The sequence below is a fragment of the Stenotrophomonas sp. MH181796 genome (assembly GCF_009659995.1).
GTDB lineage: Bacteria > Pseudomonadota > Gammaproteobacteria > Xanthomonadales > Xanthomonadaceae > Stenotrophomonas > Stenotrophomonas riyadhensis.
In genome coordinates this window covers 63295-79500 of sequence record NZ_RAHU01000001.1, presented here as the reverse complement: position 1 = coordinate 79500, position 16206 = coordinate 63295, and the positions used below count along the sequence as shown (strand labels likewise).

15 protein-coding genes are annotated in these 16206 nt (G+C 67.8%); 10 read left to right on the top strand and 5 right to left on the bottom strand.

Features of this window, described 5'->3' with window-relative positions; all coding sequences use genetic code 11:
* The first annotated feature begins 12 nt into the window (after positions 1 to 12).
* Positions 13 to 2931 carry a TonB-dependent receptor gene (locus D5301_RS00375; protein WP_153854464.1) on the top strand — a complete coding sequence of 973 codons (2919 nt, stop codon included), beginning with the start codon at positions 13 to 15 and terminating at the stop codon, positions 2929 to 2931.
* Between the two features lie 78 nt (positions 2932 to 3009).
* Here the strand turns inward: D5301_RS00375 and D5301_RS00370 are convergent, their stop codons facing one another.
* Complete coding sequence (locus D5301_RS00370) at positions 3010 to 3267, bottom strand: DUF2789 domain-containing protein (RefSeq protein ID WP_010483993.1); 258 nt, start codon at positions 3265 to 3267, stop codon at positions 3010 to 3012.
* Between the two features lie 105 nt (positions 3268 to 3372).
* Between D5301_RS00370 and D5301_RS00365 the strand changes: the two genes are divergently transcribed.
* Genes D5301_RS00365 through D5301_RS00345 form a run of 5 tightly spaced genes read left to right on the top strand, consistent with a single transcriptional unit; the run spans position 3373 to position 6325 of the window.
* Positions 3373 to 3960: a biliverdin-producing heme oxygenase gene (locus D5301_RS00365; RefSeq protein ID WP_012512028.1), complete on the top strand. Its 588-nt coding sequence runs from the start codon at positions 3373 to 3375 to the stop codon at positions 3958 to 3960.
* 31 nt (positions 3961 to 3991) lie between these two features.
* Positions 3992 to 4459 carry a YbaN family protein gene (locus D5301_RS00360; protein ID WP_110713541.1) on the top strand — a complete coding sequence of 156 codons (468 nt, stop codon included), beginning with the start codon at positions 3992 to 3994 and terminating at the stop codon, positions 4457 to 4459.
* Positions 4446 to 5174 (top strand): tonB-system energizer ExbB, encoded by a 729-nt coding sequence (gene exbB / locus D5301_RS00355; RefSeq protein ID WP_194936597.1) that lies wholly within the window; start codon positions 4446 to 4448, stop codon positions 5172 to 5174. The genes D5301_RS00360 and exbB overlap by 14 nt, the downstream gene beginning before the upstream one ends.
* Positions 5175 to 5183: 9 nt before the next feature.
* The gene (gene exbD, locus D5301_RS00350; RefSeq protein WP_110713538.1) at positions 5184 to 5609 is read left to right on the top strand and encodes a TonB system transport protein ExbD; all 426 of its coding nucleotides are present in this window, start codon (positions 5184 to 5186) and stop codon (positions 5607 to 5609) included.
* Positions 5606 to 6325 (top strand): energy transducer TonB, encoded by a 720-nt coding sequence (locus D5301_RS00345; protein ID WP_110713537.1) that lies wholly within the window; start codon positions 5606 to 5608, stop codon positions 6323 to 6325. Before exbD ends, D5301_RS00345 begins: the two co-directional genes overlap by 4 nt.
* Before the next feature lie 78 nt (positions 6326 to 6403).
* Here D5301_RS00345 and D5301_RS00340 read toward each other — a convergent pair whose 3' ends face one another.
* Positions 6404 to 8431 (bottom strand): sodium-translocating pyrophosphatase, encoded by a 2028-nt coding sequence (locus D5301_RS00340; RefSeq protein WP_071228169.1) that lies wholly within the window; start codon positions 8429 to 8431, stop codon positions 6404 to 6406.
* A gap of 308 nt (positions 8432 to 8739) precedes the next feature.
* On the opposite strand from D5301_RS00340, the gene D5301_RS00335 reads away from it, so the two are divergent.
* Complete coding sequence (locus tag D5301_RS00335) at positions 8740 to 9243, top strand: hypothetical protein (protein ID WP_153854462.1); 504 nt, start codon at positions 8740 to 8742, stop codon at positions 9241 to 9243.
* A 72-nt stretch (positions 9244 to 9315) separates the two neighbouring features.
* Here the strand turns inward: D5301_RS00335 and D5301_RS00330 are convergent, their stop codons facing one another.
* Together D5301_RS00330 and D5301_RS00325 are read right to left on the bottom strand one after the other, a co-directional pair.
* Positions 9316 to 9705, bottom strand: coding sequence for a DUF488 family protein (locus tag D5301_RS00330; protein ID WP_153854461.1), 390 nt, complete (start codon positions 9703 to 9705; stop codon positions 9316 to 9318).
* A 119-nt stretch (positions 9706 to 9824) separates the two neighbouring features.
* Complete coding sequence (locus tag D5301_RS00325) at positions 9825 to 11081, bottom strand: 6-phosphofructokinase (RefSeq protein ID WP_153854460.1); 1257 nt, start codon at positions 11079 to 11081, stop codon at positions 9825 to 9827.
* Between the two features lie 136 nt (positions 11082 to 11217).
* On the opposite strand from D5301_RS00325, the gene D5301_RS00320 reads away from it, so the two are divergent.
* From D5301_RS00320 to D5301_RS00310, 3 genes are all read left to right on the top strand, one after another.
* Complete coding sequence (locus D5301_RS00320; protein WP_110713530.1) at positions 11218 to 11781, top strand: adenylate kinase; 564 nt, start codon at positions 11218 to 11220, stop codon at positions 11779 to 11781.
* Positions 11782 to 12112: 331 nt separating this feature from the next.
* Positions 12113 to 13477, top strand: coding sequence for a UDP-N-acetylmuramate:L-alanyl-gamma-D-glutamyl-meso-diaminopimelate ligase (gene mpl / locus D5301_RS00315; protein WP_110713528.1), 1365 nt, complete (start codon positions 12113 to 12115; stop codon positions 13475 to 13477).
* Entirely contained in the window at positions 13474 to 14052 is a 579-nt protein-coding gene (locus tag D5301_RS00310) for an LON peptidase substrate-binding domain-containing protein (RefSeq protein WP_110713526.1), read from the top strand. Before mpl ends, D5301_RS00310 begins: the two co-directional genes overlap by 4 nt.
* A gap of 123 nt (positions 14053 to 14175) precedes the next feature.
* Here D5301_RS00310 and D5301_RS00305 read toward each other — a convergent pair whose 3' ends face one another.
* Positions 14176 to 16173 (bottom strand): bifunctional DedA family/phosphatase PAP2 family protein, encoded by a 1998-nt coding sequence (locus D5301_RS00305; RefSeq protein WP_153854459.1) that lies wholly within the window; start codon positions 16171 to 16173, stop codon positions 14176 to 14178.
* Positions 16174 to 16206: the final 33 nt, after the last annotated feature.

Genomic DNA, 16206 nt, shown 5'->3' with positions numbered 1-16206 from the left:
ACAGGTTCCCCCATGTTCGATCTCCATCGTCCGGGCCGCATGCCGCGCCCGTCCCGCCTGTGCATCGCCCTGCTGGCGGCCGGCCTGGCCAGCGCCGCGCCCTCCGTACTCGCGCAGGATGCAAGCGGTGACCACGCTGCCGTGCAGCGCTTCGATATCCCCGCGCAGCCACTGGACGAGGCGCTGCGCAGCTACATGCGCCAGTCCGGCGTGCAGGTCGTGTACCCGGCCACCCTGGCCCGGGGTGTGACCTCGCGTGCGGTCAGCGGCAGCCTGTCGGCCAGCGAGGCGTTGCAGCACCTGCTGCAGGGCAGTGGCCTGGCGGTGCGCCGGGTCAGTGCCGATGCGGTGACCCTGGAAGCGGCAGCGTCGGCGCAGGCCGACAGCGGTGTGATCGTCACCGATACGCTGAGCGTGGCCGGCGACCGTATCGACAGCGGCGCAACCAGCGACGAGGCGCGGCTGCTCGACGGCTATCGCAGCGTCGGCTCCACCACCACGCTCAACCGCACGCACCTGGAGCGATTCCGCGGTACGTCCAACGGCGACATCGTCAAGGGCGTGGCTGGCGTCACCGCCGGTGATCCGCGCGTGGGCAACGGCTTCGACGTCAACATCCGTGGCATCCAGGGCCAGGGCCGCGTGCCGGTGATCATCGACGGTGGCCAGTCCAGCATCGATACCTACCGTGGTTATGCCGGCCAGTCGCAGCGCACCTACCTCGACCCGGACCTGATCTCCAGCCTGACCATCACCAAAGGCCCGAGCCTGCAGGCCAACGCCTCCGGTGGCATCGGCGGCGTGGTCGAGATGGAGACGCTGAAGATCGGTGACGTGCTGCGCGAAGGCCGGGATTTCGGCGTGCGCGTGCGTGGCGGCCTGGCCAACAACAGCGCCAACAACCTGCCTTCCTACAGTGCCGCGCCGCGCAACGATCGCAGCGCCACCGGCAGCCAGTTCTTCAACGTCGCCGCTGCGGGACACTGGGATCGCTTCGATCTGGTCGCCGCCTACGCCTACCGCGACAATGGCAACTACTTCTCCGGCAAGCACGGCTACGACGACTTCCCGCAGACTCGGCGCACACTGGCGCCGCTGAACCCGCCGCGTACCGAGGTCTTCAATACCTCGGCCCGCTCGAAGTCGGCGCTGCTCAAGGGCACCTGGCGCATCGACGATGCACAGACCCTGGAAGCGGGCTACCGCCGCTACGAGGGCACCGCCGGCGAGATCATGGCCTCGCAGATCATCCGCGTCGATCGTGACCGCATTCCGCAATGGGATCCGGGCCACGTCGACATGGACAGCTACACCCTGCGCTATCGCTTCAACCCGGACAGCGAGCTGGTCGACCTGCGCGTCAATGCCGCGTACACCGACACCGACAGCGTGATGTACAACAGCCTGACCGGCATCACCCCGTGGTATTTCGATCGTCGTACCGAGTGGTACGACGCGCCCAGCTTCAGTGGCGACCCCGGTTACAAGGATGCCTACCGCAATCCGCTGCGGCAGAAGCGCTTCGGCCTGGATGCCAGCAATACCTCGAAGTTCGATACCCGCGCCGGTGCATTCACCCTCGACTACGGCCTGTCCTACAGCGATGAGGACATCGCACCGGGCAGCTCGGGGCCGGTCATGCACGATGACCTGATCAACAACCGCTTCCTGCGCAACGCCGAGCGCAAGGAATACAGCGCCGTGGCCTCGCTGAAGTGGCAGCCCGATGAGCACTGGGAACTGCTGGCCGGCGGCCGCTGGAACCGCGTGGACGTGCACGACCGCAACCGCCTGGCCACGCCCGATGCCTACGAGGTGCAGGGCCAGTACCGCTACACCGAGCTGCTCAATGGCAACCCGGCGCTGCCGTCGTGGCGGGCCAAGCGCATCGCGCTGCTGAACTGGTATCCGGACGCCAACGGCAACTTCACCCAGGAATCGCTGCTGGCTTCACCGTACAAGAAGGGCACGGTGGGCGACATCGGTGGCTGGAACTTCTACGACGCCGGCAAGGCGCAGGACCTGGAAGTGCCGGTCAGCTGGACCTGGTCGCAGCCGATCCGTCGCCGCGACACCGCGTTCTCGCCGACCGCCAGCGTGGCCTACCGCTTCAGCGAAGACACCATGGTCTACGTGAAGTACGCCGAAGGCACCAAGCTGCCGAGCCTGTTCGAGACCACGCTGGGTCTGTTCACCGCCGCCAAGCCGGTGGGCGAGCTGAAGCCGGAGCGTGCGCGCAGCTGGGAGATCGGTGCCAGCACCATCCGCTATGACCTGTTCACCGCCGGCGACCGCCTGGCGCTGAAGCTGGCGTACTTCGATACCCGCATCGACGACCTGATCACCCGCGACTACCGCACGCTGTCGGCTGGCCTGATCCGCAACGTCGACCAGTTCAAGGTCTCGGGCATGGAGTTCCAGTCCAGCTATGACAGCGGCAAGGTTTTCGCCGACCTGTCCGCGCACTACTACTTCAAGGCCAAGACCTGCGCGCCGGACATCGCCGCCGAGCGCCGTGCCTATGGTGCGCAGCGCAGGAACGATGAGCTGGCCAACACGCCCAACTGCGTGGACGGCGGCTTCGAGGGCTCGTACACCAATACCCAGAACCCGCCGCGCTACATGGTCAACCTGACCCTGGGCTCGCGCCTGTTTGACGAGCGCCTGACCTTCGGCACCCGCGTGGTCCACAACGCCGGCCCGATCAGCAAGCTGGACAAGGACTGGAACGTGGGCCTGTCGGCGATCCAGCAGCTGTACCGGCCGACCACCCTGGTCGACCTGTTCGCCAGCTGGAGCTTCAACGACCAGCTGTCGGTGGAAGCCGGCGTGGACAACCTGACCGACCGCTACTACCTGGACCCGCTTGCCCTGGGCGTGATGCCGGCCCCGGGCCGTACCGCGCGGTTGGCGTTGACCTGGAAGTACTGATCGGTCGCGGATGAGTGGTGGGGTCGGATCCCTTTCCTGCGGAAAGGGCTCTGACCCCAGCGAGCCTGCGTAGCCCGCTTACAGCCCGGTCGCCGCCTTCACCGCATCTTCGTGCAGCGACTCGTTCAGCTCATCCACCACTGTGCTCCATGCAGCATCGGCCTGCAGCGACTCGGACAGGAACTGGCGCTGGGCATCGTTCCAGTACGGTGCTTCGACCACTTCCACGTCGGTGGCCAGCTGGTGTTCGCGGATGAAGCGGGCGATGCCCTCGGCGCTGGCATCCAGGCCCAGCTGCAGGAACAGGTTGGTCATGCGCGGTTCGGTGGTGATCATCGTCGGTTCCTGCGGGAAGAAGGGATGCGCCATTATCGGTGCACATGGCCTTGGGGAAAGCCCCGTGGCGAACGTCTACAGCAGGACGACCCCTTTGGCATCCCCATGAACGCACACATCGCCCCTGAAGACAGCCGCAGCCTGCGGCTCAAGGCCGCCACCCGCGACAGCCATGGCGCGCTGGACAAGCGCATCATGGCCGGCGACATCTTCGCCGACCGCAGCAACTTCGCCCGTTTCCTGCGCGTGCAGTACCGCTTCCACCGCAGCATCGATGCGTTGTATGCCAATCCTGCGCTGGACGCACTGCTGCCGGACCTGGGCGAGCGCCGCCGCCTGACCCAGGTCGCGCGCGACCTGCAGGATCTGGAGCAGACCCTGCCGGGGGCCGACATCGCGGCGTTGCCGTCTGATCTGGAACTGCCCGCCGCGTTGGGGTGGCTGTATGTGGCCGAGGGCTCCAACCTGGGCGGCACGGTGCTGTACAAGATGGCCGCCAAGCTGGGCCTGGACCGCGATTTCGGCGCCCGCCACCTGGCCGCGCATCCGGATGGTGCTGCGCGCCACTGGCGTGAATTCACTGCTGCGCTGGACGCGGTGCCGCTGAGCGCCGAGCAGGAGCAGCAGGTGATCGATGCGGCCGATGCTGCGTTCCGCAGCGTGCACGGCCACGTTGAAGTGGAATTCGCCTGATGCACGCCTCCCGCCTATCGGCGCAACGCTGATGCGCTGGCTCTGGTTCGCGCTGGGCTGGCTGATGGTCGGCCTCGGAGTGATCGGCGCGCTGCTGCCGGTGATGCCGACCACCATCTTCCTGATCCTGGCCGTGGGCTGCTTCGCGCGCAGTTCACCAAAGTTCGAACAGCGCCTGCTGGCGCATCCGCGCTACGGCCCGTCATTGCGGCTGTGGCGCGAACAAGGCGCGGTGTCACGCAAGGGCAAGGCGTTCGCCAGCGCCGGCATGGCGGTGGGCTTCGCACTGTTCTGCTGGGGTGCGCACCCGTCCTGGCGCCTGCTGCTGGGCGTAGGCCTGTTCTTCGCGGTCAGCGCCGGCTACGTGCTCAGTCGGCCCGCACCGCGGCTGGAGCCCAATCCGGTCGTGGAAGTGGACGACGCCAATGATCCGCGCGCGGCCCGCCGCCGCGCAGCGACACCTGATGCTGATGGAAACCGAGACGATGCTGCCTGCTGACCTGGCCCCCGTGGCCGCCCACGCATTGACCCCGTGGGGCATGTACCTGGCCGCCGACATGGTGGTGAAGACGGTGATGATCGCGCTGGCACTGGCGTCGCTGGCCACCTGGACCGTGCTGCTGGCCAAGGGCTGGGAGCTGGCTCGCCAGGGCCGGCAGCTGCGCGCAGCGCGCACGCTGTTGCTGCAGGCGCCGAGCCTGTCCGGCGAGAGCGCCGAGGCCTGCCTGCAGCAGGGCACCGCACTCGCCATGCTGGACGCTGTCCGCACCGAGCTGCGCCTGTCGCAGGAACTGGACAGCCGCGACGGCATCAAGGAACGCGTCGCCTCGCGCCTGGACCGCATTGAACTGGAAACCGCGCGCGTGCAGCGACGTGGCATCGGCGTGCTCGCCAGCATCGGCGCGGTGGCGCCGTTCGTCGGCCTGTTCGGTACGGTGTGGGGCATCATGAACAGTTTCATCGGCATCGCCCAGAGCAACACCACCAACCTGGCGGTGGTTGCGCCCGGCATCGCCGAGGCCCTGCTGGCGACCGCGCTGGGTCTGGTCGCAGCGATTCCCGCCGTGCTGGTCTACAACCACTTCAGCCGTGTGCTGGCCGGCCTGCGGGGTCTGCTCGGCGATCTGTCGGCGGCCGTGCAGCAGCTGGTCTCGCGCGATCTCGATCGTGCCGTGCTGCGTACCGCAGCGGCACCGCTGCGTGCGGTGCACTGAGGCACGACGATGGCGATCAGGACCGCGTCCGGCCGTGACGATGCACCGGAAGAAGCGCACGAGATCAACGTCACGCCCTTCATCGACGTGATGCTGGTACTGCTGATCATCTTCATGGTGGCCGCACCGCTGGCCACCGTGTCGGTGCCGGTCCAGCTGCCGGCCAGCAATGCCAGCGCCACGCCGCCGGAACAGGCGCCGGTGTACGTGACCGTGCAGGCCGATCTGTCGGTGCGCGTTGGCGAGCAGCCGGTGGCGCGCGAGGGACTCGCTGCCGCATTGAAGGCCGCCACCCACGAAGACACCGCACAGCGCATCTTCCTGCGTGCCGATACCCGTGTGCCCTATGGCGAACTGATGGCCACGCTGGATGCGCTGCGCGCGGCCGGCTACCTGAAGGTGGCGCTGGTCGGCCTGGAGCAGGGCGCACGATGAGTGGACTGCGGCGCTGGGCGACCAGCCTGGCGATCGTGCTGCTGGTGCATGCGCTGTTGATCGGCGCGGCCTGCTGGTGGGCGGCCCGTGCGCCAGCACTGGCTGCAACGGCGCCGCCCGCGGCACTGATGCTGGAACTGGCGCCGATGGCGCAGGCACCGCCGGTGCCGCCGCGCGAGGTCGCCACCGGGCCGCTGCAGCAGCAACAGCAGCGGCAGGCGCCGACGCCGGCCCTGCGTGAACAGCCCAAGGCGCCGGTGCAGCCGCAGGGCGACCTGCCACCGCCGCGTACACCGGAGCCGACGCCGTCGCCGGACACCGCTGACGCCAACGTCGCGCAGACCAGCGCACCGCCGCAGGTGGCGGCTGACGCGGCTACACGCTACACCGCACCGCAGACCACGGCGGGTGAGCGCAGTCGTGCCGAGGCGACCTGGGAAGGACGCCTGCTCGGGCATCTGCAGAGGCATCGGCGCTATCCGCGCCAGGCCGAGCGGCTGCGCCAGCAGGGCGTGGTCTACGTGCGCTTTGCCGTGGCCCGCGATGGCGCGGTCTCGGGGTTGAAACTGGGCCGCAGCAGTGGCTTCGCGCTGCTTGACCAGGAGACGCTGGACACCGTGCAGCGCGCCAGCCCGGTACCGGCGCCGCCGGCCGACGTGGCCGGCGACCCGGTGGAAGTGATGGTGCCGGTGTCGTTCTTCCTGCGCGGGCGGTGATTGACGATGGGGTCGGATCCCTTTCCGGAGGAAAGGGCTCTGACCCCATCGGGCATCTCATCCACGCATGGCGTGGATCTACAGCAGCGGCACCAGCAGCAGCGCCACGATGTTGATGATCTTGATCAGCGGATTGATCGCCGGGCCGGCCGTGTCCTTGTACGGGTCACCGACGGTATCGCCGGTCACCGCGGCCTTGTGCGCTTCGCTGCCCTTGCCGCCAAAGTGGCCGTCCTCGATGTACTTCTTGGCGTTGTCCCAGGCACCGCCGCCAGTGGTCATCGAGATGGCCACGAACAGGCCGGTCACGATCGTGCCGATCAGCAGGCCGCCCAGGGCGCGCGGCCCCAGCAGCAGGCCGACCACCACCGGCACCGCCACCGGCAGCAATGACGGCACGATCATTTCGCGGATCGCCGAGCGGGTCAGCATGTCCACCGCCTTGTCGTACTGCGGCTTGCCGGTGCCCTGCATGATGCCCGGGATCTCGCGGAACTGGCGGCGAACCTCTTCCACCACCGCACCGGCGGCGCGGCCGACCGCTTCCATCGCCATCGCACCGAACAGGTAGGGAATCAGGCCGCCGATCAGCAGGCCGATGATCACCGTGTGGTCGCTGAGGTCGAAGCGGAATTCCTGCCCGGGATGCGCGGCCTGCAGGTTGTGGGTGTAGTCGGCGAACAGCACCAGTGCCGCCAGCGCCGCCGATCCGATCGCGTAGCCCTTGGTCACCGCCTTGGTGGTGTTGCCAACTGCATCCAGCGGATCGGTGATGTCGCGGATCTCCGAGGGCAGCTCGGCCATTTCGGCGATGCCGCCGGCGTTGTCGGTGATCGGTCCGTAGGCATCGAGGGCGACGATCATGCCGGCCATCGACAGCATCGCGGTGGCGGCGATGGCGATGCCGTACAGGCCGCCCAGCGCGAACGCGCCCCAGATTGCCGCACACACTGCCACCACCGGCAGTGCGGTGGACTTCATCGAGATGCCGAGGCCGGCGATGATGTTGGTGCCATGCCCGGTGGTCGAGGCCTGCGCCACGTGCTGTACCGGCTTGTACTGGGTGCCGGTGTAGTACTCGGTGATCCACACGATCAGGCCGGTCAGCACCAGCCCGATCAACGCGCAGCCATACAGCGCCATCGGCCCATGCACGTTGTCACTCATCAACCCGGTGGTGATCGGGTAGAACGCGATCGCAGCCAGCACGCCGGAGACGATCACGCCCTTGTACAGCGCACCCATGATCGAACCGCCCGGCTTCACCTTGACGAACAGCGCGCCGATGATCGAGGCGATGATCGACACGCCGCCCAGCACCAGCGGATACAGCACCGCGTTGGCGCCGGCCTCGGCCAGCATCAGGCTGCCCAGCAGCATGGTGGCGATGACAGTCACCGCATAGGTCTCGAACAGGTCGGCGGCCATGCCGGCGCAGTCGCCGACGTTGTCACCGACGTTGTCGGCGATCACCGCCGGGTTGCGCGGGTCGTCCTCGGGAATGCCGGCTTCGACCTTGCCGACCAGGTCGGCACCGACGTCGGCGCCTTTGGTGAAGATGCCACCGCCCAACCGCGCGAAGATCGAGATCAGCGAGGAGCCGAAGGCCAGGCCGACCAGGGCATGCAGCGCCTGTTCCATCGGCAGGCCCATGCGCAGCAGCAGTGCGTAGTAGCCGGCCACGCCCAGCAGGCCGAGTCCGACCACCAGCATGCCGGTGATCGCACCGCCGCGGAAGGCGACGTCCATTGCGGCGCTGATGCCGTGGCGTGCAGCTTCGGCAGTGCGCACGTTGGCGCGTACCGACACGTTCATGCCGATGTAGCCGGCGGCGCCGGACAGCACCGCGCCGACCGCGAAACCAATCGCGGTGTACCAGCTGAGGAAGATGCCGACCAGCACGAACAGCACCACGCCGGCGACGCCGATGGTCAGGTACTGGCGGTTGAGGTAGGCACGCGCACCTTCCTGGATCGCGGTGGCGATCGCGATCATGCGTTCATTGCCGGTGGGTTGGCGCAGGATCCAGCGCGCCGAGACGATTCCGAACAGGATCGCGAGAATGGCGCAGCCCAGCGCCAATGACAGCCCGTGACGTTCCAGCATTAGACCCCTCCGCAGAATGGATGTAGGCATCCAGTGGCGATGAACGGCACCACGAGGGGGACGACGGGCTGCAGCCTGGAACCAACCCGTACCGACCTTGGTGGTCGTCCGACGTATGGCGGTGTTCAGCATTCCCTGGTGCCCGCAGTATGCGTGCCGCGCACTGTAGAGTCGAGCCGTGCTCGACTGGCTCCTGCGAACCGCGGCGCATGCCGCCAGTCCATGGGCATGATTCGAAAGCTGCAGGCCTTTGCACCCCGTTAAGCCAGCCTCTGCAAGCCTGCGCGGAGTCCTGAAGGAGATCCCCCATGCGCCTGTCCCTGTTGATGCTTGCCGCCCTGGTCCCGGCCGTACCGGCACTCGCCGCGGAAACCCCGGAGCTGCAGCGCGCCGTGGGTGCCCCCCAGGCCGTGGGCGCGGTGCACACCCTGCGGCAGATTCCCGAGGCCTGCGCGCGCCTGGAAGGTGCCTTCACCGGTCAGGCGGCCGAGCCGTATCGCTTCTCCGCCGTGCGTACCAGCGAGCAGTGCCAGCCGCGCGCGCGCTTCGTCGACTACGCCAAGGCGCAGCCAAGCGCCGACAAGGGCTGGAAGCTCAATGATGTGATCCGCGTTCCCAGCGCCGCCTGCCCGGCACAGCAGGCCGTGGTGCGGGTATGGCGCCTGCCGTCGAGCAACAAGGTCGAGCTGGACGGGCAGGGCCAGTCGCGCATCTATCTGGAAGAGGCCAAGAAGCAGGCCGCCGCCGGCCAGATTCCGCAGGTGACGATGTTCGCCGCGCAGCTGCAGATGGAAGGCAAGGCCTGCAATTGAAATTGCGTGGGCGGTGTACCCACGCGGTCATCCACGCATAGTGCCGGCCGCTGGCCGGCAACCCTGCGATCTTCACTTCGCCAGCGTCGCCCCGCGCGCCACCAGCAGCTCGCGCAGGGCCCTGCGATGGCAATGCGCTTCATCCTCGCAGTAGCACCCCACGCTGATGTCGCTGTGTTGTGACATCGCGGCCAGCAGGTCCAGCGCGTGGGCCGCATCGGGCGCCTTCATCTCGGCCCTGTAGTGGCGGAAGAACGCATTCCAGTCGGCCGCGGTTTTTGCCTCGTGCGCCTGCTTCACCAGTTCCGCGCTGGGTGACAGGGTCGGGAACCAGACGTCGTACCAGTCCTGTGTCGCGAATTCGCTGCGTGGCACGCCGCGCGGTGGTCGTCGCACGGTACCGATACGCAGGCCCTCGCCGGGAGCGCGCGGCGTACCCAGTCGAACAACTCGCAGTGCCAAGGTGTGCCTCCACTAAAAAGGGGACGGAGGGGATTAAGTCGTATCCGACCCACTGCTGACGCTGTAGGAGATGACGGAGGGGCAGATGCGACTTAATCCCCTCCGTCCCCTTTTTCGGCTCAGCCCTCGAAGGCTGGCAGCTTCTGCTTCACCGCCACGTTCTTCAGGGTGACGTACTTCGGCAGGCCGTCGCTGCCGTACGGCAGTGGTGCTTCGCCCTTGATCAGCGGCGACAGGTAGGCGCGTGCCTTGGCGGTGATGCCGAAGCCATCGCGGCGGATGAAGCCTGCCGGCATCTTCTTCTCGTGGTTGGCGATCTTCGACAGTGGCGCCGCCTCGATCTTCCAGCGGTACGGCGCATCGCTGCTGCGCACGATCACCGGCATCACGCCGTTCTGTCCCTTCAGTGCCAGCTGCACGGCGGCCTTGCCCACCGCCTGGGCCTGCTCCCAGTCGGTCCTGCTGGCCAGGTGGCGGGCCGAGCGCTGCAGGTAGTCGGGCAGCGCCCAATGCACCTTCAGGCCGAGCTGGTCCTTGACCCGTCCCGCAAGGTGGGCCGCCACGCCACCCAGCTGCGAATGACCGAACGAGTCCTTGCCGCCACCAGCGTCGGCGACGAAGCGGCCATCGGCGGTCGCGATACCTTCCGAGGCCACCACCACGCAATAGCCGACACGTTCGACCACGGCCTTGACCTTGGCCAGGAACACCGCCTCGTCATAGGCGCGCTCGGGCAGCAGGATGATGTGCGGCGCTTCGTCATCGCCGTTGCCGGCCAGGCCGGCGGCCGCGGCCAGCCAGCCGGCGTGACGGCCCATGGCCTCGTAGATGAAGACGCGGGTGGAGGTCTCGGCCATGGCCGCCACGTCCAGCGCCGCTTCGCGCACCGAGACCGCGGTGTACTTGGCGGCCGAGCCGAAGCCGGGGCAGGTGTCGGTCACCGCCAGGTCGTTGTCGATGGTCTTGGGCACGCCGATGCAGGTCAGGTCGTAGCCGGACGCCTTGGCCAGCTGCGAGACTTTCAGCGCGGTATCGGCCGAGTCGTTGCCGCCGTTGTAGAGGAACCAGCGCACGTCGTGGGCCTGCAGGACCTCCAGCAGGCGGTCGTAGCGGGCACGGTCGGCGTCCAGCGATTTCAGCTTGACCCGGCACGAGCCGAAGGCGCCGCCCGGGGTATGGGCCAGCGCGCGGATGGCCGCAGCGCTCTCCTTGCTGGTGTCGATCAGTTCCTCGCGCAGCGCGCCGAGGATGCCGTTGCGGGCGGCCAGGACCTTGATGCCCTTGGCCCGGGCCTGCTCGATCACCGCTGCCGCCGTGGCGTTGATGACGGCGGTGACGCCGCCGGACTGGGCGTAGAGGAGAGTACCGTTGCGCATGCTTCTACCTGCTCGGGGGAGGGGACATTGCAGGGACATTACCCGGATGCGGTAAAGTGGCGCTATTGCGGTGCAGCGATACCGGTCCGTCCGGGACGCGAACCTTCTTTGTTTTCAACACGTTGGAGTCAGGTCAATGCGATTGGTTCTGTTGGGACCGCCCGGTTCGGGCAAGGGGACACAGGCGACGCGCCTGAAGGAAAAGCTGGGGATCGCCCACATTTCGACCGGTGACATGCTGCGCGCGGAAATCGCCGCCGGCACGGACCTGGGCAAGCAGGCCAAGACGGTGATGGATGCCGGCAACCTGGTGTCGGACGACATCCTGCTGGGCATGCTGGAGTCGCGCCTGACCCAGGCTGATGTCGCCAAGGGCTTCATCCTCGATGGCTACCCGCGCAATGTGGCCCAGGCCAATGCGATGGACGGCCTGCTGGCCAAGATCGGCCAGCCGCTGGATGCCGTGGTGCAGCTGGACGTGGCCACCGAGCTGCTGGTCGACCGTATTGCCGGTCGTGCCAAGGAGCAGGGTCGCGCCGATGACAATCCGGAAGCGGTGCGTCAGCGCCTGCAGGTCTACAACGACCAGACCGCTCCGGTGGTCGACTTCTACGCCGGCCGTGGCACCCTGGCCCGCGTCGACGGCGTCGGTGAGCTGGACGAGATCGAAGCCCGCATCCTGGCGGCGATCAAGGCCTGATCCGGCCGGGCCGGCGCGAGCTGCCGGCCCCTCGGGCACAAAAAAACACAGGCCTGGTCCGCGAGGATCAGGCCTGTGTCGTTTGATAGGCGCCAGCAGAGGGCTTGCTCAGGGCCCCGCAGCATGAGCTCCCTTGGGGATGGCCTCTTGGGGAGTAGGACCGGTTCGGGTACTGCGGCTGGCAGTTCGAATTGTGTCCGGGTTCACAGAACATCGCTATCGGGAATTCCCTGACAGAAGATTGGAGTTTTCTCACATCCCGTGTAGGACTTGTCTTACCCGGGAGCGGACATTGGCCCTATACAGCCGTCATCGGTCACAATCCTCGGTCATGAGCAGCGTACATATCCTTGCAATCGCCGGCACCTTCATGGGCGGCGTGGCCGCCCTGGCGCGGGAACTGGGCCATTCGGTCAGCGGCAGCGACCAGGCCATCTATCCGCCGATGTCGACCCAGCTCGAGCAGCTGGGCATCACCCTGGACCAGGGCTACCGCGCCGACAGCGTGCCGGCCGGGACGGACGAAGTGGTGATCGGCAACGCGCTCTCGCGCGGCAACGCAGCCGTGGAAGCCGTGCTCGATGCTGGCCAGCGTTACATTTCGGGCGCGCAGTGGCTGTCCGAGCAGGTGCTGCCGGGCCGCGACACGCTGGCCGTGGCCGGCACCCACGGCAAGACCACTACCACCACCATCCTCACCTGGCTGCTGGAAAGCGCCGGGCGATCGCCGGGCTTCCTGATCGGCGGCGTCGCCGAAGATTTCGGCGTCTCCGCCCGCCTGGGCCAGGGCCGCGAGTTCGTGGTCGAGGCCGACGAGTACGACACCGCGTTCTTCGACAAGCGCAGCAAGTTCGTGCACTACCGGCCGCTGGTGGCCATCCTCAACAACCTTGAATACGACCACGCCGATATCTTCCCGGACGTAGCCGCGATCCAGCGCCAGTTCCACCATCTGGTGCGCACGGTGCCGGCGCGTGGCCGACTGATCGTCAACGGCGAGGACCCGCATCTGGCCGAAGTGCTGGCGATGGGCTGCTGGACCCCGGTCGAGCGCTTCGGATTCGATCCGTCGCTGGAATGGCACGCCGAACTGCTGGCCGCCGATGGCAGTGCCTTCCGCGTGCACCATCGCGGCCAGGCACTGGGTGATGTGCAGTGGTCGCTGCTGGGCCGCCACAACGTGCTCAACGGCCTGGCCGCGCTGGCCGCCGCGCATGCGGTGGGCGTGGCACCGGCCGACGTGATTCCGGCACTGGCGCGCTTCCGCAGCGTCAAGCGCCGCATGGAAGTGATCGGCAGCCATGACGGCATCACCGTCTACGACGACTTCGCCCATCACCCGACCGCGATCGCCACCACGCTGGAAGGCCTGCGTGCCAAGGTCGGCGATGCGCGCATCGTGGTCGCGATGGAACCGCGCAGCAACTCGATGCGACTGGGCGCACATGCGCAGGCCCTGGCACCCTCGCTGGCGCTGGCCGATGAAGTGGTGTTCCTGCATCGCCCGGAACTGGTCTGGGATGCCGCTGCGGTGATCGCCGCGGTGCGCGGCGAAGCACACGCGGTACCGGATACCGACGCGTTGCTGGCGCAACTGCAGGCCAGCGCGCGCAGCGGCGACCACGTGGTGTTCATGTCCAACGGTGGCTTCGACGGCGCGCCGCGTCGCTTCCTCGCCGCCCTGCAGGCCCGATGAGCGTCGACGATTCGCTGCCCCTGTTTCCGCTGCACACCACGCTGGTACCGGGTGCGGCGGTGGGCCTGCGCGTATTCGAGCGCCGCTACCTGGACCTGGTCCGCGATAGCGGCCGCAGTGGTGAGGGGTTTGGCGTCTGCCTGATCCTCGATGGCCAGGAGGTCGGTGCACCAGCGACGCCGGCCGCCTATGGCGTGCAGGTGCGTATCGAAGACTTCGATGTCGGCGCCGACGGCGTGCTGCAATTGCGCCTGCGCGGCACCCGCCGCTTCCACGTCGAGCGCACCCGCGTGCGCGACAACGGCCTGGTGGTGGCCGACGTGCGCTGGTGCGAGGAAGACCCGGACGATGAACTGCGGCCGCAGCACGCGCTGCTGGCCACGCTGCTGGGGCACATCATCGAACAGGCTGGCGAGGCCTATGCGCCGGCCAACCCGGCACTGCTGGACCAGGCCAGCTGGGTCGGCTGGCGGTTGGCCGAACTGCTGCCACTGAGCGAGCAGCAGCGTCTGCAGCTGCTGCAGATGGACGACCCGCACCAACGCCTGCAGCAGTTGCTGGGCTGGATGCCGTAGCAGCCATCCACGCATGGCGTGGATCTGCTGTACAGCCGAGCCTATGCTCGGCTTGATGGATCCCGCGAAGAGCAGCCGAGCATGGGCTCGGCTCTACAGTGGGTGATCGCGCACCGGTGCCGGTCAGGGCGCGGTTGTCTTCAACCGCAGCACCGGCAATCCGGTTTCGCTGTGCACATCCTCGTGCTGCGGCAGGCCCTGTACGGCTTCCTTCACGGCATTCATGGCCGGGTCGACGCCACGCAGCGGGTGCCACATGCCGATCCATTCGAAGTGGCGCTCGTAACGCAGGGTCTGTGCGCTGCCCAGCCACAACGGCGTGTTGCCCGGCTGCAGCTGCGCAGGCGCCGGCCACAGGCGCAGCACGTAGCGCTCATCCGGCTGCGCGCCCTGGCGCACCATCAGCAGGGCTTCCACGCGGGTGTCCAGCGTTGCCGGCAACACCGGCAGCTCGTCGGCGCCGGTGTTCTTGTCCAGCATCAGCAGCGCCTGCTGCCAGCCGGCCTGCTCCTGCCGCTTCCAGCCACGGGCTTCCAGCTGCGCCTGCAGCGGCGCCAGCGGGCCCGCCACCTGCACGTCCAGCGGCCAGCGCTGGTCGTCGTCGAACTCGTTGCGGCGCGCCGGCAGCGTGGCCCAGTCGTGCTGCCACCACGCCTGCATGTCCATTGCCTGCGGTGCCGGCAGGGTCGGCTCGAAGCGTTCCAGCTTCACCGGAATATGGCGCGGTGCGTACCACATCGCCGCCACGGCGAAGACGCCGTAGAACAGCCAGGCCACCGGCTTCACCCAGAACGAGCGGTTGAAGCGGCGGCGGTAGGCGATGCCCAGCACCAGCAGCCAGAACGTGCCGAACAGCATGCCGCCGATCACATCGCTCAGCCAATGCGCGCCCAGGTACAGGCGCGAGAAGCCGATCAGGCTGACCACGATGCCGGACACCAGGTACGGCCAGACGCGGGTGCGGCCGGGCATCTCGCGGGCGATCAGCACTGCGAAGAAGCCGAAGGTGATGGTGGCCATGGTCACCGACACCGACGGGAAGCCGAAGCCGCTGCTGGCGTCGACCGGGCGCACCACATCCACGGTGGCACCGAGCAGCATGGTCAGCGCCAGGCCGAAGGCAAGCGCGGCCAGCCAGTGCGCGGCGGCCATCCAGCGCCGGCGCCAGATCAGGTAGCCCATCGCCGCCGCCGTGGCCGGCAGCAGTACCTGCCAGGCACCCAGCGACGCCAGCGCGGCCATCGGGTAGTCGGCCAGCGGGTTGCGCAGTGCCAGCATGGCCTGGTGCACCAGCAGGTCGATCGCCAGCGGCTCGCCGTGTGCGACCACCACGGTCAGCAGCGCGAACCAGCCCCAGCCCAGTACCAGCAGCATCAACGCCAGCATCGCCAGCGGCACCGATTCGCGGCGCTTGGGATCAAGCACGCCGACGGTGTAGCGGCCCAGCGTCGGGTGACGATTGGACCAATCCAGCAGGCGCGCCAGCCAGTTGTCCATGCGCGCGGCCGACCAGCGATAGCCGTACAGCACGATGGCCCAGACCAGGCCGAGGATCACCGCCAGCAGGCCGACCACCACCACCAGACGCCCGGCCACCGCCGCGACTGCGTCGTAAGCTTCGCCAAGAATCCAGCCCGGCGCCAGGAACAGCACCGCCCAGGAGATGCTGGCGATGCCGCTGGCCTGCACGTAACGGCTGGCGGGCATCTTCATCATGCCGGCGATGGCCGGCACGAACGGTCGGATCGCGCCCACGTAGCGTGCGATCAGGATGCTCTTGAAGGCATTGCGGCGGAACAGGTTCTCACCGCGGTCGAGCAGCTGCGGGTAGCGGCTGAACGGCCACACGCCGCGCAGGCGGTCACCCCAGCGGCGGCCGATCCAGTAGCTGATGCCATCCCCGGCGAACGCGCCCAGTGCCGCTGCCGCCACCGCGTACGGCCCGGAGATCTGGCCCAGGCCGATGAACACGCCCACCGCGAACAGCAGCGGCAGCGCCGGCACGATGGCGCCAAGAATGATCACCGCATCGCAGAAGGCGATGAGGAAGATAACGGCACCCGCCAGCACGGGGTGAGCGGCAATCCACGCGAGCGTGGCGTCGATCCATGAAGAGTCCATTGCCCGATTATAGGGGCGTGAAGGTGACTGGTT